Origin of the sequence: Ramlibacter sp. (assembly GCF_029866045.1) — a bacterium.
Classification (GTDB): Bacteria; Pseudomonadota; Gammaproteobacteria; order Burkholderiales; family Burkholderiaceae_C; genus Ramlibacter.
The window spans coordinates 36,774-54,894 of the sequence record NZ_JARXAB010000132.1; the positions used below are offsets into that span (position 1 = coordinate 36,774).

Consider the following 18,121-nt stretch of genomic DNA (forward strand, 5'->3'; position numbering starts at 1 on the left):
CCTTTCCGTTTAAGGGGGGCGATGGGAGACTCGTCAAACTCGGTTGTCAGGCGTGCCGCCGCTCCTGCTCGAGGGCTTCGAGCACGAAGGGTGCCGCGATGGCGCCGTTGATCTTGCAATCTAGAAACACGGGGCCCTGGGGGTTGCGCAGGGTGTCGCCGATCGCGCGTAGGTCTTTCAGATTGCGGATCGTGAAGGACTGGTAGCCGAAGGCGGCGGCCACCGGTGCGAAGTCGATGTCCAGAAATTGCGACTTGGCCACTGGCATGCTGCGCTCCTTGAGGAAGTGCATCTCGGCGCCGTAAGCGCAGTCGTTCATCACCACCACCACCAGGGGCAGGTCCTCGCGGGCGCCGGTCTCGAGCTCGCCCAGCGTCATCAGCAGGCCGCCGTCGCCGATGAACAGCACAGTGGTCTCATCCCGCCGAGCACAGGCAAAGCCCAGCGCGGTCCCGATACCCATGCCGACCGAGGAGTTGTCGATGGTCGACTTGAAGTGCGACGGCCCAGGCACCCCGAAATAGGGCACCACCTGGTAGAAGTTGCCGGCGTCGTAGACCGCATTGCGCTGGGCCGGCAGCAGCGTGTCGAGTTCCATCGTCAGCACGCGTGGGTCGACCGTACGGGCCGTGTGTGCAGGCTGAAATTCGCTGGCCATGTCAAAGTGGGCCAGGGCCTCTCGGTTAGCTTCGGTGTGCAGGGGCTTGTCGGCCGGTGCGCGCTCGGTGAGGGCGGCCAGCAGGTCCTCGAGTGCAGGCACCACATCAGCCACCATCGCCACATCCGCCGTCCACCAGCGGCCGATGTGGCTACGGTCGCGATCAACTTGAATCACCGGCGCTTTGGCTGGCAGGGCGTGGCCGAAGCTGGTGGTGCGTTGGTTCAGGCCTGCTCCGAGCGCGATGACGCAGTCGGCCTGGTCAAACAGGCGCCGTCCGCCGGCATGCGAGAACGAGCCGATGAGGCCGCCGTTGAAGGCGTAGCCTCGGAACATGTCCTTGGCCTTGAGGGTGGTCGCGACCACGGCGCCCACGCGCTCGGCCAGGCGTTCGACCGCCTCCCGCGCGCCGGCCTCGTGCGCGCCCAGGCCGCAGATGATCAGGGGCTTGCGGCTGGCGGCAAGCAGCGCCGCGGCCGCCTGCAGCGCGCCAGGTGTCGGGCGCTGGCGCGGCGCCGGGCGGCGCGGCGCCGGGGGCGGCTCGACGACTGGTGGGCAGGCCCGCTGCACGTCGGTGGGCAGCTGCAGCACGGTCAGGCCCTCCTGCGCAGACGCCAAGGCGGCGGCTAGCGTCACCCGCGCCGAGCCGGCGTGGGTGACCGTGAAGGTGCGCAGGCCGGCAGCCTTGAACACGGCGTCGGCGTCGAAGCGCTTGCCGTCCGGCCCTAAGCCGTTGGGGGCTGGGCGTGCAGTGGGCGTCGCGCCGACGATCAGCAGCACACGGGCGCCGCTGCGCTCTGCATACAGCGCGCCATTGAGCGCGTTGGCCGTCGCCGGTCCACGGCCGACGATGGCGATGCCCAAGCGGCCAGAGGCGCTCGCATAGCCCTCGGCCATCGCGACAGCGCTGGCCTCGTGCCGTGCGCCGTGGAAGCTGAGCCCGAGCGAATCGATCGTGGCCACCAGCGCGGCGGTGTCATCACTCATGAGGCCGAACACCGCCTCCACGCCGGCGGCCTGGAGGTCATGCGCGATCCATTCATAAACCGGGCGGTTCGTTACTTCCTGCATGGTCATTGGCTATCTTGGGCCGTGGCGCCTGGTCGGTCCGCGGGCGGCTACGCCGCCGGTGTGAAATACAACTCGGGGCCCTCGGCCCGCTGCTCGAAATGCCCCTCTACGGCGTCGCCGATGGCCAGTCCACCGCCGCGCCACCGGCCCAGCGCACGCACGCCTTCCTCAAGGTCAATCGTCACCAACGTGTAGGGCAGCTCGGGCGCGAAGGCGGGGTGGAAAGCGTGGTGGCAGTGCGTCCAGCTGTGGACACGGCCGCGGCCGCTGGCCGGCATCCACCGCGTTTGGTCGCTGAAGCAGCCGTCGCACAGCAGGCGGGGGTAGTGGCGTACCTTCCCGCAGTCGGCACATTGCTGCAGCAGCAACTGGCCGCGGGCGGCGGCTTCCCAGTAGGGGGCGGTGAGCGGGCTGCCGACGGGGGAGGGCCTCGCGGGTGCGCCTGAGGTGTTCGAGAGGGAGACTTGGCTCATGGTTTAACCCTTGCGCATGATGGCGATGGCACCGTCGCCGAGGTCGCCGTAGCCCGTCACGAGCCCGACTTCCGCGTCTTGAACCTGGGCCCTGCCGGCATCGCCGCGCAGCTGGCGAACCAGCTCGACGATGTGGTTGAGGCCCCATACATGGCCCTGCGATAGCAGCCCGCCGTGGGTGTTGGTGGGCAGTGCCCCGCCGAGGCGCAGCCGACCGCCTTCGACGAAGGGGCCGCCTTCGCCCTTCTTGCAAAAGCCCATGTCCTCCAGCTGGCGGATCACGGCGTAGGTAAAGCAGTCGTAGATCTCGGCCACATCAATGTCGGCATGGGTCACGCCCGCCATCTGGAAAGCACGCTGGGCAGCCTTGGCTATGCCCAGGCTGGTCATGTCTGGGCGTTGGGTGATGGAGCCGGGTTGGTCCGGATGCCCCTCGGCCACACCGGAGATGAAGACGCGCCGGTGCCGGAGGTCGGCCGCGCGTTCCGCCGAGCTGACGATGCAGGCAGCGCCGCCATCGCTCTCGAGGCTGCAATCGAGCAGGCGGAAGGGGTCGGCGATCATGCGCGAGCTGGCATGGTCCTCGAGGGTGATGGGCTTTTTCATCACCGCGTTATCGTTCAGCAGCGCATGCTGCCGGTGGGCCACAGCCACCTCGCCGAAGTGTTCGACTTTGGTGCCGTACAACTCCATGTGACGTCGCGCCATGGGTGCGTAGATTTGCGCCGGGGCGACGTTGCCCAGGGGGTACTCGAACTCGGTCACATAGTGGAACTGCGGCATCGTGTGGATGCGCGCGCCGGCTTTGGTCGTCGCTGCCCCGGTGACGTTTCGCCCGAAGGCGATCAGCACATGGTTACAGACGCCGGTCGCGACGGCGGCTGCGGCGGCTTGCAAGGCCATCGTCGGGCTGGCGCCGCCATGTGGGACCAGCGCGGAAAAGCGCAGGTCGGTGATGCCAAAGTTGTCGATGAAGTCTTCGGCGGTGCCGCTGACGATGCCGATGGGGATCACGCCGTCGATCTGCCGGGGGTCGACTCCGGCATCGCGGATTGCCTTCAGCGACGCCTCCATTTGCAACTCGAGGGCAGTCTTTTTCGAGCCACGCACATAGGCGGTTTCGCCGATGCCGGTGACGCAGGCCTTGTCACGCAGGGTCACTTCAGTTTCCTTGTTTGGAAGAGGGCAGGGGTGCCGACATGACCGTCGCCAGGGCTGGCCGCCGCTGCCTTGCCCTCTGATGTTCGCGCGCCAGTTGGCCCCGGTAGAACACGGGGTCCAGCTCCAGCGCATAGCGCGGGGCGGCGGGGTAGTGCTTGCGCAGGAAGGCCTGCTCCGCCGCCATGGCGGCGCGGATCGTCGCCTCGTCGGGCGGCGCCATGGCGCCGGTCACCAGCTCGGTCACCCATTGCGCCTGGTCGTCCATCATGCGGATATTGCCGCCGCCGGCCACGTTAAACATGCCGACGAAGTACAGGCTGGGGCATTTGGGGTGAATGACACGCAGAAAAAGATCGAGCCGGTGTCCATCGAGCGGGCGCAGAGCCGGCGCGAGGAAGGGCAGGTCAACGTGGTAGCCGGTGGCGGCGATCACGGTGTCGAAGGTCTCTCGGCTGCCGTCGACAAAGCGGACCTCCTTGCCCTGTACCGAATCGATGCCCGGCTTGGCCTTGATCCGGTCCCACACGAAGTGCGACATCAGGCTCGGGTGGCTGGTCGGGTGGGTGCGGCTCTTGGGAGTGACGAAGCCCCACTGCTCCATCCGGCCATGCACGATGCGGGTCAGCGTTTCGCGAATGGTGCGGCGCAGGGGCCAGGGCATCCAGGACTTTTCCAGACGGGCCAGCACGCGTGAGGTGGGTACGCCAAACAGCATGCGCGGCATCATCAGCACTGGCGAGCGCGCTGAGATGAACGTGGACTGCGCGACCACGCAGATGTCTGCGGCGATGTCCACCGCGCTGTTGCCAACGCCCACCACTAGCACCCGCTTGTCACGGAATGGCTCGGGTACCCGGTAGCTGTGCGCATGCAGATATTCGCCTTGGAAATCGGCTCGCCAGTCGGGGTGGGCGGGCGAGCCCTGGTGGCCGGTGCCCACCACCACGGCGTCGAAGTCGTCGCTGGCGCCATCGGCCAGTGTCACGCGCCAGCGCCCCGCCGCCTGCGGCGAGATATCCGCCACGCGGGAGCGGAAACGGATGTGGGGTGTGACGCCGAAGGTGTCCGCATAGGACGCCAGGTACTGGTGGACCTGGCGGTGGTCGGGATACAGCGGGCCACCCTCGGGGAAGGGAAAGTCCTGGTAGGCAGTGACCCGCGCCTCGGAGTTGAGGTGCAGCGAGGCATAGGCGGGAGACAGGCCGCTGTCGTTGTTGTAGACCCACAGACCACCGACCTGGCTGCCCAGCTCGTAAACCACCACCGCCACTCCACGCGCCAGCAAGTGGCGCGCGGCGCACAGGCCGGCGGCACCTGCGCCGATCACGGCCACGCGGCGCGTACCGCTAGGGGCCGTGTGCACGACGGGTGAAGCAGCCTGCGTGGTCATCAGCCTTACTCCATCTTGGCGCCGGAGATGCGCACGACTTCCTTCCACTTCACGCGCTCGCGCTCTGCGAACTCCGCTGTTTCTCGGGGCGTGGTCGGCTTGAGAATGGCGCCGGTCTCCAGGTATTTTTCACGCAGCGTCGGGTCTTTGGCCAAGTCGGCGATGGCCGCCGACATCGCGTTGGTGATCGCCGCCGGGGTGCCCTTGGGCAGCACGAAGGCGCCCCAGGAGGTGATGATGAAGTCCTTTACCCCAGCCTCGGCCATGGTTGGTACCTCAGGCATGGTGGGCCAGCGCTCGGGGCAGGTGACTGCCAAGGCCTTGACCCTCCCAGCCTTGATCAAAGGCGTGTAGCTGGCGATGTTGTCGATGGCGAAGTCGGTGTCGCCAGCCATCAGCGCGGGCATGGATTGGGCCGCGCCGCGGAACGGAACATGGACGGCCTGGATGCCGGTCACCGCGCGGAACAATTCGCCCGCGAGGTGGGGCGTGGTGCCTATGCCGGCCGAGCCGTAGTTCACCCCCTTGGGCTGCTTGCGAGCCCAGTCGAGGAACTCGGCGACGTTACGGGCCGGGTTTTTCGGCGCTACGACCAGCGCGTTGCAGTTCTCCCATATCTTGGAGACGTACTCAAAATCCTTTGCCGGGTCGTAATTGAGCTTGGCAAACAGGAATTGGTTGATTGACAGCGTGCCGATAGTTGCGGAGGAGATGGTGGTGCCATCGGGTGCAGCAGCCTTTACCGCCTCCATGCCGATGTTGCCGCCGGCGCCTGTCCGGTTCTCAACCACCCAGTTGCCGCCCAGCTTGCCCTGCAAGCGCTCGGCGAGCATACGGGTCAGTACATCGGAGGCTCCGCCCGCGGTGAACGGAACGATGACCTTGATGTTGGACGAGCCTGGCCAATTCGCCGGGGCCTGGGCCTGGGCGCCGATGGCAACGCAGCAGGCGGCGAAGGCGGTCGCCTTCAGAAGTTTGCGCAGGGTCAGTGTCATGACGTGTCTCCTTTGTGGTTGTTAACGGTGAAGTGGGGGAAAAGTGGCGTGGGTTTCGAGTGCGTAGCGGCCTAGGCCTTCGGGGGCTTCGGCAGGAGTGAGTTAGCGATGATCTGCTTCATCACTTCGGCGGTGCCGCCGCCGATACGGCACATGCGTGCGTCGGCAAAGGCCCGGGCGATCGGGTACTCCCACATGTAGCCCCAGCCGCCAAACAGCTGCAGGCATTCGTCCATGACCTTGAACTGCAGGTCGGTGGTCACCAGCTTGCAGGAGGCGGCGTCCACCGCGTCAAGCGTGCCCCGGGCGTGCAGGTCGATGCAGCGGTCGACAAAGACCCGCTGGGCCAGCACCTGCGCATGCAGCGATGCCAGGGTGAAACGGGTGTTTTGGAAGTCAGCAAGCGTCTGGCCAAACATCTTGCGATCGGCTACATAGGTCCGCGTCCATTCCAGCGCCGCCTCGGCCGCCGACACCGCACGGATCGCCTGGATCAGGCGCTCGCCCGCGAGTTGCGTCATCAGAATGCCAAAGCCGCCGCCCTCGGTGCCGAGGAGGTTGGACACCGGCACGCGCAAGTCGGAGAAGAAAAGCTCGGAGGTGTCCTGCGCCTTGCAGCCGATCTTCTCCAGCTTGCGGCCACGGGTGAAGCCGGGCCGGTCGGTCTCGACCAGGATCAGGCTCACGCCCTTGGCTTTTTGCTTGGGGTCGGTTTTGCAAGCCAGCAGGACCAAGTCTGCGGTGTGGCCGTTGGTGGTGAAGACCTTTTGGCCATTGATCACGTACTCGTCACCATCGCGGATCGCCTGGGTGCGGATGTTCTGCACATCGCTGCCGCCGGAGGGCTCGCTCATGCCGAGCGCGACGACGACCTCGCCGCGGGCCATCCGGGGCAGCCACTTGCGCTTCTGTTCCTCATTACCAAAGTCGACCAAGTAGGGCGCGACGATGTCCGAGTGCAGGTAGAAGGTCGGCCCGGTGGCGCCGGCCCGCGCCATCTCCTCGACCAAAATCGCGCTGTACAGAAAGTCGGCGCCCATGCCACCGTATTCCTCGGGAGCATTGACGCACAGCAGGCCAAGCTCGCCCGCCTTCAGCCAAAGCTCGCGGGGTACCTGTCCGGCCTTTTCCCAGTCGGCGTGGAAGGGGGTGACATGTTCCTCGATGAAGCGGCGGACAGTACCGCGAAAGGTGTCGTGGTCGGGGCTAAAGAGTGTGCGTGGGATCATGGGTTCTTGCCTATGCAGGCGCCGCCTGCGGCTTTAAGGCGGTCATTGGGTCAATCAAAGGATTGCGAGCGGCGTGAGTGGGCTGCCGGTCGCGCCGACGATGGGCAGCGCCGCCGCCACGAACAAAAACTCATGCCGCCCGGTGCGCACCAGCGGTTCGAGCTGCAGGCCTTCCAGCAGCGGGATGCCGAAGTCACGGATCACGCACTGGTGCACCGGAAACACCGTGCCCGGGGCGAATGGCAAGACCTCCACCGCATAGTTGTCGGCACCGATCAGGGCTACGTCTTGCTGCGCCAGCCACAGGCCGGCGGCATGGTCGATGCCGGGCTCGGTATTGAAGTCGACATCGGCCACACCTCCCTGGGTCGCCAGCCAGCCGGTGTGCAGCAGCACGGCGTCACCCGGCTCCAGCTGCAGCCCGGAAGCGCACAGGCAGGCTTCGAGGTCTGCGCGCGAAATCACTTCTCCGGCTTCGAGTGGCCGACCGCGGTGGGCTACGACGTCGAGCAGCACGCCGCGCGTCACGGCTGGCGGCATCTTCTCCACCCCGAGCCGCGTCGCGCCGCTGGTGCTGCGCAGGCTGTCTTCGCGGTAATTGTTGAACAGGCGGCTGTCGCACCAGGCGTGGCACAGAGCGTCGATATGGGTGCCGATGTGGAGCGGCATGACCACCGTGTCCTCGGCGAACTGAAAGCCGCCGGGACGCTTGGCGCCGGCGGCATAGTCGCCGCCGTCACGGCCCATGAAATGCTGTAGGCTTGCGCGATGGCGTGGCACTGGGGTGCGGTGGGACAGCAGCTGCGCCAGCCGCACGACCTCGCCGGTTCGCACCAGGCCGGCGGCGCGCTTCACCTGCTCGGGGCCGATGTGGTTCATCGCGCCGGCTTCATCCTCGGGGCCCCAGCGCCCCCAGGCGTTGGGCCTGTCGTTGTGGAAGGTGTCGTCGCTCATGGAATCGGCCATCAGGTCGGTGGCAGCAGGGTGTTCAGCCTGGCTTTCTGCACCTTGCCGGTGGTGGTCAGAGGCAGTTGCGCGTCGGTGGTGAAGTGGAAGCGCCCCGGTACCTTGTAGCTGGCCATCTCGCTCGCACAGAAGGCCTTGAGCGTCTCGGCAGTGGGCGTTGTGCTCGGTTCGGGGATGACGATGGCTACCAGGGCCTCGTCCAGCGTCGGGTGCGGCACGCCAATGACATAGGCGGTGCGTACCGCCGGGTGGCGCATCAGAACTTCCTCGATCTCGGCGGGGGCGATGTTGATGCCGCCGCTCTTGACCATTTCCTTGATGCGACCCTTGTAATAGAGGCGCCCCTCGTCATCGAACTGGCCCAGGTCGCCGGTACGGAAGAAGCCGTCGGCGTCAAACGCCTCGGCGGTCGCCTGCGGGTTCTTGAAGTACTCGCGCAGCACCGGACCGCGCACGCGGATCTCGCCGACCTCGCCCGCGGGCAGGGGATCACCGGATTCGAGGTGGCAGATGCGCAGCGCCACGCCAGGCAGGGGGTGTCCCACCGAGTGCAGGCGCACCTCCAGTGGGTCATGGGCATCGGCCACTGCGCAATTGCCGTAGGTCTCGCTCAGGCCGTAAATGTTGCAGATCTCGGTGGCGCCCAGTTCCACCGCCCGCATCACCTGCTCGGGCGTGCCGATGGTGGCGCCGCTGCGCAGGCTGGACAGGTCGTGGCTGGGGCGCGCCGGGTGCTCCCACAGGGCCTGGAAGATGTTGGGCGTGCCGTAGGCGAGGGTGCAGCGCTCGCGTTCGATCAGGGCGAGCGCCTCGCCCGCGTCGAAGCTTTCCTGCAGCACGATGCAGCCTCCGTGCGTCAGTAGGTTGGGCGCGGCGTTGACGATGCCAAAGCTCCAGAACAAAGAGACCGCCAGCCACAGGCGGTCCTCGTGCGTCACATGCTGGCGCTCGCCGATGTGGAAAGAGTTGCTCACCCAGTGGCGGTGCTGCAGCAGGATGCCTTTGGGCGCTGCAGTGGAGCCGGACGTGTACAGCAGCAGGGCCACGTCGTCGGGCTGCGTGGCTGCTGCGGCTACGTCCACCTGGGTCTGAGGTACCTCCTGGCCGCGGGCCAGCAGCTCCTCCCAGGTCATCTCGCCGGCCGCAGACTCTCGTCGCGCTTCTGCGCCCACCCAAACGGTGTACTGCAAGGTGGGCAGCTGCTCGCAGCCCGGTCGCAGGTCCGCCAGCAGGGCGCGGAAGTCCTGGCGGCGTAGCCGCTCGTTGGCGACCAGGCAGCGGACCTCCGCATGGGCCAAGGTGTATTCAAGCTCGCGGCGGGTGGACCAGGTGTTCACGCCGACTGATACCGCGCCGATCTGCTGGATGGCCAGGAAGGTCAGCAGCCACTCGGCACGGTTACCCATGAGGATGGCGACCGTGTCGCCACGCGACAGCCCCAGGCCCAATAGGCCGCGCGCCACCCGGTTCACCTCGTCCTGCAGCTGCGTGTAGGTAAGCCGCCGGCGGGTGTCCACCAGCGCCTCGCGCTCGCCAAAGCGGCGCGTCTGCTCCTGCAGCAGGCGCGGGATGGTTTGGCTGTCGGGACTTTGCATCTTGGGGGAAGCTAAAAATTCGAAATCTCGAAATAGATTCCAGCGATTGGAAAAGTTTAACTGCCAGCGGCTGGGCAGGCAAGCACCTCCCGCTAAGGGTCTACGCTATGAACTTGCCCGCGAGCTGGGTGACGACGTCTACCGCGGGCTGCGGGTCGGCCGGCGCGTGATCTGAGTCGACCGGGTGCTGGGCAAACAGCGCACTTTTAAGCGGTTCGGCACTTTCAATCGAAAGACGAACTTTGCCGCGCCAGGTCAACGACTCCCCGCACCAAGGGTTGCTCCGCGGCATCGTGCCAAGCGATGACGAACTCAAGCGCAGGGTGCTGCAGATCGGGAAGCAATCGGACAAGTTCAGACTTTGCCAGGTGTCCGCGAACCAAGACTTCTGGAAGAAGCGCAACTCCAGCCCCCGCTACGACGATCTCAATGAGAGATTTGGTGTGATTGCAAGTCGAGATCGAATCGGGTGCAACGTTCAACTCGGCCAGTGACGATTGAGTCATCGTGTGACTTGCTGAAGGACTCGTGAGTGCCCAAATCGCATGTGACCGCAGCACGTCCACGGGGGATTCCAAGGGAGTTTCACCATCCAGGACACTGGGGGCTCCAACCCAGATCATCTGGACGGTGCCTAGCGAGGCTGTTCGAATAGCCGGCGCGACCAGCGGGCCCGCGAGAAGTGCGACATCAAGTTTTCCGGCCTTGAGCTTGTCCGCCATGGCCGCAGTGAGGTCTACATCCACATGCCAGGTGACTTGAGGCATGCGCTCGTGCAACCGCGCCATGAAGGTGGCAAACCAGCTGAGTGCGGCAAACTCACCGACGCCGATGCGAAGAGTTCCGGTGATCACCGCCTGTTTGTCGATGGAATCAACGACGCCGTGGATCCGCTGGAGCAGCGGTTCCACCATCTCTATCAGTTCGCGGCCTTGGAGCGTGAGCTCCATGCGACGACCTTGTCGACGAAACAACTCGACCCCCAAGGCCGATTCCAGGTCGCGGATGCGTGCAGAAATGGCGGGCTGCGAGGCATGCAACTTCTCGGCCGCTGCGGCAAAAGTGCCTAACTTGGCGATGCAGCAAAGCGTTTCGAGATTGACTAAAGTGATGCGCGGCATGGCCTGGGAGGCATTTTGGCCACTAATTATGCAGTTAGCCCAGCCCGCCCCACAGCCTTTCCTGGTCGACCGCAGCGGTGTCTATCACGAAGGTTGTCGGTGTGCAGTAGTGCCCCGCGTTGAAGATCAGCGGCTGGCCGTCACCGAAGCTCACTCTGCGGACGCGGCCAATGAACAGGACATGGTCACCACCGTCGGATGTCGCGTGAGTTTCGCACTCGAAGCGTGCCAGCACCCCTGGAAGTAAGGGTGAATCACACAGCCCGTCTTGAAACTCCAGCCCATCGAACTTGTCGCGATTGGGGGTTGCGAAATGGTGCGACAGATTCCACTTATCAGCTGGCAGCACATGGATGGCAAAGTGGCCTGAAGCCAGGAAAGCGGGCAGCGATGCTGACTTTCGCCCGATACTCCAAAGCACCAGCGGCGGATCCAGCGACAGCGCAGAAAACGAATTGGCGGTGAGTCCTTCGCGCTTGCCATCGGGCGCACGTGTGGTGATCACCGTGACGCCCGTGGGAAAACGGCCCAGCGCGTGACGCAGTTGGCGCGTGTCGAAACCAGCGTCCAGCGTGACGGTTTTCAGTTCCACTCTTTAGCGAATATTCGGGGCGACTTGTTCAGCCATCAGACGCATGGATTCGCGCGCAAGCTGAGGATCTTTCCAGTCGACGCCGGCGTACAGCAAGGTGCCGAATTCGCCAGTTTCCGCGCGGAGCATGGCAAGCTGGTCGGCCACTCTTGCCGGAGAGCCGTGAATGACCAACTTCTCCATGACCTTATCGAGTGTGATCTCGTCGTCTGATTGATCGATATGCTCTTTGAACACACCCAATGCGCCTCGGCGCTTGAGCTTGGAAAAAAGCGAGCGGTAGTAGTAGTAGTAAGGGCCATCCGTGCCCATTGCGTAGGCTTGCGCAGTGCGGTCATCGGCAGCCACAAATATGGTTTTGGCGACACGCCAGTTCGCCAGCTCTGGCGTGCGGCCAACGCGCTCGCAACCTTCGACGTACTTGACCCAATGGCTATTCACCCATTTGGGCAGCAAAAAATTCGCCGATATCGGGTCCCATCCCCGCGCAGCGGCTTCGCTGATGCCCTGCGAAAACGGGGTGACAGCGGTCACGACCACGGGCGGATGCGGACGTTGCAAGGGGCGCGGTATTGTCCCCATCCCAGTCTCGGGAATGTGAGTGCGCTCCGTGGAGAGATTCCAGAACTGGCCCTTGATGTTGTAAGGCGGCTCGCTGGCCCACAACTGCAACACCTGATTGATCGCCTCGAGAAACATGGCGGGGCGGGGCCCGTCGATGTTGCCAAAAATCTCTGCATCCGAGGGCAGCGCGCCTGGGCTGATGCCCAGAATGAAACGTCCACCCAACATGTGATCGAGCATCGCCATTGCGCTGGCTGTAGCGGCCGGGTGGTGGTTTGGCATGTTCAAGGTACCGGTACCCAAACGGATACGCTGGGTGACGTGCGCCAGGCTGGCAATGAACATGGCGCATGACGTGATGTTCTCTTCAGGGTCGGTGGTGTGCTCGCCGCAATACCCCTCCGTGAAACCAAGTTCGTCGGCCAGCATGAAGGCATCGCGGTCTTCTCGCAGGGACTGCTGCCAATCCTTGCCGATGGGATGCATGGGCATCGTGAAGAAACCAAGTCGCATTGCTTCTCCGTGGACGTGAGTGTCTAGGTTAGGTGTTAATCCAAGAGGTGGAGTCTAGGGACGCGGTAGGCGGTTAACCAGACACATATTTGGATGCCGAAGGTTCAGATTTGCAAATCCATGGCGAAGGACCGGCGTGATACTGTCTCAGAATGACCATCATCCAATCCTTTGCTGGCGCGCAGCATCGTCGACGAGCGGTCGCTAAGCCCCAGTTCGAGGGGTGGGTGACCGATGTGATCGGAAGCGGCTTGGAACGCAGCCCACTCGACGGGAGGCCTTCGCCCCAGGTTTTTCTGGTGGAGCAGCCGCCGGGCTGGGAATTGCAGACGCACTTCCACTTGCACCATCAGTTCCAGGTCGTTCTGCGTGGCAGTGGCTCGCTGGGCAGGCATGCTGTCGAGCCGTTGGCGGTGCATTACGCGTCCCCTCACTCCGGCTACGGGCCGCTGGTGGCGGGTAGCGAGGGTCTCGATTACCTCACGCTGCGGTTGGTTGGCGATACCGGTGCCTGGTACCTGCCTGATGCACGTGAACATTTGGCAGTACGGATTCCGAAACAACAGCTCCATGCGAGTCCTGCAGCGGATCCTCCCGAAAATCTCGCGCTGCTCCGGCATCCGGTGCAAGAAGTGCTCATCGCCCCCGACGATACGGGTCTGGCCGCTTGGCTCGTCCGATTGCCAGCCGGGGCTCCCTGTGAAGAACGCGACGACGCGCGGATTGATGCCGGTCGCTTTTATGTCCTCACTAGGGGTAGCTTGCACATCCAAAATGACCTGCTGGAAGGTCCGGCTGTGATTTACGTTGGCGCGAGCGAAGTGCTTCCGATAGCGTCCGGAAGCCGTGGCGCGGAGATGCTGGTGCTCCAGTTTCCGCAAGCAGCCCTGTATCCGCTCCCGACCTGACCGTTTCCTATTCGCCTTGCCACCTGGGCGCTCGCTTCTCGGCGAAGGCGCGTGCGCCTTCCTTGGCATCGCTCGAATCCAGCACGGGACGTGTGATCGGTTCCTGGCAGGCCCAAATTTCATCGAGTGACCAATCGCGCTGCTCCACAATCACTCGCTTGCTGGCTGCAAGGCTCATTGGCGCATTCGCCACGATGCGACGCGCCAGTGCCTTCGCTTCGTTCAGCGCTTGCCCTGGTTCAGTCAACGCGTTGATCAAACCGCACTGGTACAGGCGTTCTGCAGACATCATGTCCCCGGTGAGCGCCAGTTCCATCGCGATGCGTTGCGGAAGGAGCCTGGGCAGCCGTATCAGGCCGCCTGCTGCTGCGGCCAAGCCGCGTTTGGCCTCGGGAAGGCCGAACTTGGCGTCGCGCGAGGCGACCAACAAGTCGCATGTCAGCGAGGCCTCGAAGCCGCCAGCCAGGCAATAGCCCTCCACCGCCGCGATCACAGGCTTCTTCGGAGGGGTCAGGGCCATGCCGAGAATGCCGCGGCCGTCTACGCGCGTGTTCTCGCCTCGCAGGAAGGCCTTGAGGTCCATCCCGGTGCAAAAATTTCCACCCGCCCCCGTGAGGATGCCTACGCGCAGCTCAGGGTTTCGATCCAATTCGTCCATCGCCTCGCACACGCCATACGAGACTGCCCTGTTGACGGCGTTGCGTTGGTCGGGGCGGTTGATGGTCACGATCACGATACCGTCTTCATGTTCGACCATCACTTCCGGGGTCATGACTTCTCCTTCAATCGCTGGGCGACGCGACGTTGGCAAGACGCTCTGCGGCGTTGGCGTATTCCAGCTGCAAACGGTACATGACGTCGCGCACGGAACTCTCTTCGCTGATCATGCCAATCACCTGCCCTGCCGGGAAGGAGTACAGATCCTTGCGTTTGGACCGGACCACGCGAGCATGGGCCTCGTTGTAGAGGATGCCTTGGAGCGGTGTTGGCAAATAGTCTGGCGCGCCAGGGCGCTCCCAAGCCTCAGAAAGTTCGCTTTTGAGCATGCGGACCGTCTTTCCGGTCCGTGCCTTGCGCCTGGCGGTGTCTTCGGCGCGGGCCGCGAACATGGCTTGCTTCTCAAATTCGTCAAGCTCGCTCTCCCGCGTGCCAAGCCAGACTGTTCCGCACCATACCCCCTGGGCGCCTAGGGCCTGCGCCGCAAGGATTTGCTCACCTGTCGCTATGCCGCCCGCCGCCAGTACGGCGACTCGATCGCCGCAGGCACGCACAACTTGAGGCACCAGCACCATGGTTGCGATTTCGCCCGTGTGGCCTCCGGCCTCGGTTCCCTGCGCCACGATCAACTCAACGCCCGCCTCGATATGTCGCCCCACATGGTCGGCCTTTCCGCACAGGGCGCCAATCATGATGTTGCGGGCGCGAAGTTCCTCGACTACGTCGCTTGGTGGGGGGCCTAACGCACTGACAACCAGTTTGACTTGCGGATGCGCCAAAGCAACCTTCAGCAGACGACGGGCACCGTCTGGCGTCATGCCACCGCGACCCGCCACAATTTCACGCTGGACGCGTTCATGCTCGTCGGGAGGCAGCGGCGCAACGCCTTTGCTACTGAGAATGCTCTCCATGAAGTCGCGGTGGCTCCGTGGAATGAGTTTCTCCAAATCGTCCAAGCTCTTTTCGGCTTCTTCATCGTATCGGACGGGAATGATCACATCCACACCATAGGGTTTGCCATCGGTGTGAGCATCAATCCACCGCAGCTCGGCCTCGAGTTGCTCGGGCGAGACGGTGGACGCTCCCAGTACGCCGAAGCCGCCGGCGCGGGTCACTTCAACGACAACATCGCGGCAATGTGAGAAGGCAAATATTGGCAAATCGCAGCCAAGCCGGCCGCAGATTGGAGTGCGCATGGGGTGTCCGGTTCTCAGAGAGCGATGCCTAGCTTCTTTGTCACCGCACTCCAGCGGCCGATCTCCGCTGCCATGAACGCACGCGCTTGCGTCGGGGTGGATCCGAGCACTGGCGTGATGCCCAGGCCAACCAGCTTTTCTTGCACACCTGGTTTTTCCATCGTGCGCATCGCCGCGCGCGCCAAGCGGTCGGCGAGTTCAGGGGGCGTTCCACTCGGAACCGCCAGAAGGTTGTAGGTGCCTGCCACCACATCCAGGCCTGCTTCTCGGCAGGTGGGTACCTCCGGGGCGATTTTTTCACGGGCCTCGGCCATACAGCTGATGATGCGCAGCCGGCCCGATTTGGCATGTGGTGCCAATGTACCTGTTGTCTCGATGATGAATTGCACATTGCCCGAGATGGTGTCGGTAATCGCCGGCCCGCTTCCAGCATAGGGGACATCCAGGATGTTGATGCCCGCCTGATCCTTCAGCAGTTCGCCGGCAAGGTGAACGGTCGTGCCCAGTCCCGCGTGGCCATATGAGAGCTTCCCTGGGCGGCTTTTCGCATACTCCACCAACTCTTTCATATTGGTCACTGGTACGGCCGGGTTCGCGGCAATCACGAAAGGTGCGTTCGACAACAGCGACAGCCATTGAAAGTCATCGATCGGCGAATAAGGTGACTTTGCGCGTGAGACCGGTGCCGCCACTGCCGTGGACCCCGTGGCCAGCATGAGGTGGTTTCCATCCTTGGGTGCGCGCATAAAGCCGATGGCCACGGTCATACCGCCCGCGCCAGGTTTGTTTTCTACGACGACTGCCCGGTTGAGTTCGTCGCGCATGCCGTCGGCAAGGATGCGCGCGAAAAGGTCGCCCGACCCCCCAGGTGGAAAACCCACGTAAATCCGCAAGGGCTGCTCATTCTGAGCCAGGGCTGGCAGGGTCGTCGCCAGTGCCGCAGTTCCGGATGCGGCGAGCATGCGACGGCGGCTGAACAGGGTGGGTTGATTCATGTTGTCTCCTAGGCCTTCTTGATAAAACATGGCGCAAAAGCCAGCTTGCGGGCGTTACCGACTGGTGTCCAATCATTTTTCATGTTGGCCACCAATTAGGTTTTCTGAACCACGGGCACTGCCGCATTGGCCGTGCGTACATGACTTCAATCGGTCGCCCATCCGAGACCCAGACGAGCCAATCGGAGTACCTGGGCAAAAACTTGGATTTGAGAGGAAACAGAGCCCCCTCGGCTGCTGAGACGATCGGCGGGAGGTCACGGTTCCTCAGGCCGGCAGGCGCCGCGTTCGGCGGTGAGCTGCGCAATGTCCGCCTCGTCGTAGCCACACTCTCGCAGGACCTCCTCGGTGTGCTCACCCAGCCGCGGTTGCATTCGCGTCATCTGCATCGGCGAGCCCTTCATCTGCACAGGGCTGGCGGGGAAGCGCAGCATGCCTTCCGAGGGGTGTTCCGCCATATGCCAGAAATCCACGCTGGCCAAGTGGGGGTCTTCGGTGAGGTCCTCGAGATTATTCACGACGGAAAAGGGTACATCCGCATTCGAAAGCAGCGTGAGCCATTCAGCGTTGGTCTTGCGTGCGGCCTGCCGCTCCACTTCGTCCCAGACCTCACGAAAATGCTTTTGGCGCGCCGCAAAAGTTGCAAATCGCGGGTCCTCCATGATGTGCGGCTCGCCGGCAAGTTCAAAAAACTGGCGCCAGTTCGCATCGGAATAGGGCAGCAGGGCGAGGTAACCATCCCTGGTCTTGTAGGGGCGGCGCGACGCGGTGCTGACTGGCTGGTAGCCCATCGGGCCAAGCGGCGGCTCAAAGCAGTAACCCCATTGATGCTCAAGCATGTTGAAGGCGACCAGGCTTTCGAACATCGGAACCTGTATGTCCTGCCCCTCTCCTGTGCGCTCCCGATGTGCCACCGCCGCCAAGATGCCGATCACGGCATGCATCCCGCCCACTTTGTCGGCGATGATGGTTGGCATGAAACGAGGCTGACCCGCGATGACGGATTGAAGTTGCGCCAAACCGGAGGCCGCCTGTCCAATGTCGTCATAGGCTGGCCGGCCTGCGTAGTCGCCTTCATCGCTGTAGCCGGTGACATGGCAGTAGATCAGGCGCGGGTCGTTCCGTGACAGCGTCTCGTAGTCGAGCCCCAACTTGGTCGCGGCTGGCGTGCGCAGCGAGTGCAACAGGATGTCTGTTCCGCGCAGGAGGCGGCGCAGCACTTCTTGCCCGCCAGCGGACTTCAGGTCGACGACGATGCTGCGCTTGCTGCGATTGCTGGAAAGAAAGAATGACCCCATCCGCGACGAGCGACGCGGACCGATCGCGCGGGTGAGGTCGCCTTCAGGTGGCTCCAGCTTGATCACGTCCGCGCCCAGATCTCCGAGGTACTGGCCTGCCATTGGGCCGAAGATCATCGACGCAATTTCGAGCACGCGGATCCCGGCTAGGGGGCCTCGTTTGGTTGGTTCTGGACTCATTTCTGTGGAACTTCAAAAACGTCGGTCGGACTCGGTAGGCGGCTGGCGGTGTTCGCGTTGGGTGGCGCTCCTCACTGAATCGAGCTGGCACAGTAGTGGTGTCCGTGCGTCTAGGCCAGCCTGTTGCACCTTTCCAGGGGTGATCAGGGTCTGTACGGTGTTGCGGCTTCGGTGGATGCAGATCCGGGCCTGGCAGTCAATCACCTTGACCGCGCGGGAGCAGGGGTCCAGCCTGCCCGGGCGCCCACAGGAGCCCATAGGCGCCCCGCGCTCACCGCAGCGGCGCGCCTGCTTTTGTCGCAGGCGAGGAATGGTCTCGCTCTCGGGGGTGGTCATTGAAATCGGTGCAATAATTTCTAAATCTCGAAAACTAATCCTGTTTTTGGAAAAGTTTAGCGATGACCGGTGGTACCCGCAAGCGGCTTTTGCTAGGGGTCTATGCCAGGGTTGACGGCTGGTAGGAAGTCGAGTAATTTCAGTTAATCGAATCTATTTTCGA

General features: G+C 63.7%; 16 protein-coding genes. 1 reads left to right on the forward strand and 15 read right to left on the reverse strand.

Features of this window, described 5'->3' with window-relative positions:
* Positions 1-46 precede the first annotated feature (46 nt).
* From QE494_RS13845 to QE494_RS13895, 11 genes are all read right to left on the reverse strand, one after another.
* Complete coding sequence (locus tag QE494_RS13845) at positions 47-1,729, reverse strand: thiamine pyrophosphate-binding protein (protein ID WP_300044129.1); 1,683 nt, start codon at positions 1,727-1,729, stop codon at positions 47-49.
* A gap of 47 nt (positions 1,730-1,776) precedes the next feature.
* Positions 1,777-2,202, reverse strand: coding sequence for a Zn-ribbon domain-containing OB-fold protein (locus QE494_RS13850; protein ID WP_300044130.1), 426 nt, complete (start codon positions 2,200-2,202; stop codon positions 1,777-1,779).
* Positions 2,203-2,205: 3 nt separating this feature from the next.
* Positions 2,206-3,363, reverse strand: coding sequence for a thiolase family protein (locus tag QE494_RS13855; RefSeq protein WP_300044131.1), 1,158 nt, complete (start codon positions 3,361-3,363; stop codon positions 2,206-2,208).
* Between the two features lies 1 nt (position 3,364).
* Positions 3,365-4,753, reverse strand: coding sequence for an NAD(P)/FAD-dependent oxidoreductase (locus QE494_RS13860; protein ID WP_300044133.1), 1,389 nt, complete (start codon positions 4,751-4,753; stop codon positions 3,365-3,367).
* A gap of 5 nt (positions 4,754-4,758) precedes the next feature.
* Positions 4,759-5,748, reverse strand: a complete 990-nt coding sequence (locus QE494_RS13865) for a tripartite tricarboxylate transporter substrate binding protein (RefSeq protein WP_300044135.1) — start codon at positions 5,746-5,748, stop codon at positions 4,759-4,761.
* A gap of 71 nt (positions 5,749-5,819) precedes the next feature.
* Positions 5,820-6,977, reverse strand: coding sequence for an acyl-CoA dehydrogenase family protein (locus tag QE494_RS13870; protein WP_300044136.1), 1,158 nt, complete (start codon positions 6,975-6,977; stop codon positions 5,820-5,822).
* Positions 6,978-7,031: 54 nt separating this feature from the next.
* Positions 7,032-7,943, reverse strand: coding sequence for a cyclase family protein (locus QE494_RS13875; protein ID WP_300044138.1), 912 nt, complete (start codon positions 7,941-7,943; stop codon positions 7,032-7,034).
* Entirely contained in the window at positions 7,943-9,538 is a 1,596-nt protein-coding gene (locus tag QE494_RS13880) for an AMP-binding protein (protein WP_300044139.1), read from the reverse strand. The genes QE494_RS13875 and QE494_RS13880 overlap by 1 nt, the downstream gene beginning before the upstream one ends.
* Positions 9,539-9,762: 224 nt before the next feature.
* Positions 9,763-10,659 (reverse strand): LysR family transcriptional regulator, encoded by an 897-nt coding sequence (locus QE494_RS13885; protein ID WP_300044140.1) that lies wholly within the window; start codon positions 10,657-10,659, stop codon positions 9,763-9,765.
* A gap of 34 nt (positions 10,660-10,693) precedes the next feature.
* A complete protein-coding gene (locus QE494_RS13890; RefSeq protein ID WP_300044141.1) occupies positions 10,694-11,251 on the reverse strand; it encodes a flavin reductase family protein in 558 nt (185 codons plus the stop codon).
* 3 nt (positions 11,252-11,254) lie between these two features.
* Complete coding sequence (locus tag QE494_RS13895; RefSeq protein WP_300044142.1) at positions 11,255-12,328, reverse strand: LLM class flavin-dependent oxidoreductase; 1,074 nt, start codon at positions 12,326-12,328, stop codon at positions 11,255-11,257.
* A 152-nt stretch (positions 12,329-12,480) separates the two neighbouring features.
* Between QE494_RS13895 and QE494_RS13900 the strand changes: the two genes are divergently transcribed.
* Positions 12,481-13,236, forward strand: coding sequence for a hypothetical protein (locus QE494_RS13900; RefSeq protein WP_300044143.1), 756 nt, complete (start codon positions 12,481-12,483; stop codon positions 13,234-13,236).
* 7 nt (positions 13,237-13,243) lie between these two features.
* Here the strand turns inward: QE494_RS13900 and QE494_RS13905 are convergent, their stop codons facing one another.
* The 4 genes from QE494_RS13905 to QE494_RS13920 form a co-directional block, all read right to left on the reverse strand.
* On the reverse strand, positions 13,244-14,008 hold the full coding sequence (locus tag QE494_RS13905; protein WP_300044145.1) for a crotonase/enoyl-CoA hydratase family protein: 765 nt from the start codon (positions 14,006-14,008) through the stop codon (positions 13,244-13,246).
* A 10-nt stretch (positions 14,009-14,018) separates the two neighbouring features.
* Positions 14,019-15,149: a nitronate monooxygenase gene (locus QE494_RS13910; protein ID WP_300044147.1), complete on the reverse strand. Its 1,131-nt coding sequence runs from the start codon at positions 15,147-15,149 to the stop codon at positions 14,019-14,021.
* Positions 15,150-15,163: 14 nt separating this feature from the next.
* Positions 15,164-16,144, reverse strand: coding sequence for a tripartite tricarboxylate transporter substrate binding protein (locus tag QE494_RS13915; RefSeq protein WP_300044148.1), 981 nt, complete (start codon positions 16,142-16,144; stop codon positions 15,164-15,166).
* A gap of 257 nt (positions 16,145-16,401) precedes the next feature.
* Complete coding sequence (locus tag QE494_RS13920; protein ID WP_300044149.1) at positions 16,402-17,622, reverse strand: CaiB/BaiF CoA-transferase family protein; 1,221 nt, start codon at positions 17,620-17,622, stop codon at positions 16,402-16,404.
* Positions 17,623-18,121 lie beyond the last annotated feature (499 nt).

Excerpts from the sequence above, each read along its gene's own strand:
- QE494_RS13920 (WP_300044149.1), bottom strand. The coding sequence starts at position 17,622 with ATGAGTCCAGAACCAACCAAACGAGGCCCCCTAGCCGGGATCCGCGTG.
- QE494_RS13895 (WP_300044142.1), bottom strand. The coding sequence starts at position 12,328 with ATGCGACTTGGTTTCTTCACGATGCCCATGCATCCCATCGGCAAGGAT.
- QE494_RS13915 (WP_300044148.1), bottom strand. The coding sequence starts at position 16,144 with ATGAATCAACCCACCCTGTTCAGCCGCCGTCGCATGCTCGCCGCATCC.
- QE494_RS13865 (WP_300044135.1), bottom strand. The coding sequence starts at position 5,748 with ATGACACTGACCCTGCGCAAACTTCTGAAGGCGACCGCCTTCGCCGCC.
- QE494_RS13885 (WP_300044140.1), bottom strand. The coding sequence starts at position 10,659 with ATGCCGCGCATCACTTTAGTCAATCTCGAAACGCTTTGCTGCATCGCC.
- QE494_RS13910 (WP_300044147.1), bottom strand. The coding sequence starts at position 15,149 with ATGCGCACTCCAATCTGCGGCCGGCTTGGCTGCGATTTGCCAATATTT.
- QE494_RS13875 (WP_300044138.1), bottom strand. The coding sequence starts at position 7,943 with ATGGCCGATTCCATGAGCGACGACACCTTCCACAACGACAGGCCCAAC.
- QE494_RS13860 (WP_300044133.1), bottom strand. The coding sequence starts at position 4,753 with ATGACCACGCAGGCTGCTTCACCCGTCGTGCACACGGCCCCTAGCGGT.
- QE494_RS13880 (WP_300044139.1), bottom strand. The coding sequence starts at position 9,538 with ATGCAAAGTCCCGACAGCCAAACCATCCCGCGCCTGCTGCAGGAGCAG.
- QE494_RS13905 (WP_300044145.1), bottom strand. The coding sequence starts at position 14,008 with ATGACCCCGGAAGTGATGGTCGAACATGAAGACGGTATCGTGATCGTG.
- QE494_RS13870 (WP_300044136.1), bottom strand. The coding sequence starts at position 6,977 with ATGATCCCACGCACACTCTTTAGCCCCGACCACGACACCTTTCGCGGT.
- QE494_RS13845 (WP_300044129.1), bottom strand. The coding sequence starts at position 1,729 with ATGCAGGAAGTAACGAACCGCCCGGTTTATGAATGGATCGCGCATGAC.
- QE494_RS13850 (WP_300044130.1), bottom strand. The coding sequence starts at position 2,202 with ATGAGCCAAGTCTCCCTCTCGAACACCTCAGGCGCACCCGCGAGGCCC.
- QE494_RS13900 (WP_300044143.1), top strand. The coding sequence starts at position 12,481 with ATGACCATCATCCAATCCTTTGCTGGCGCGCAGCATCGTCGACGAGCG.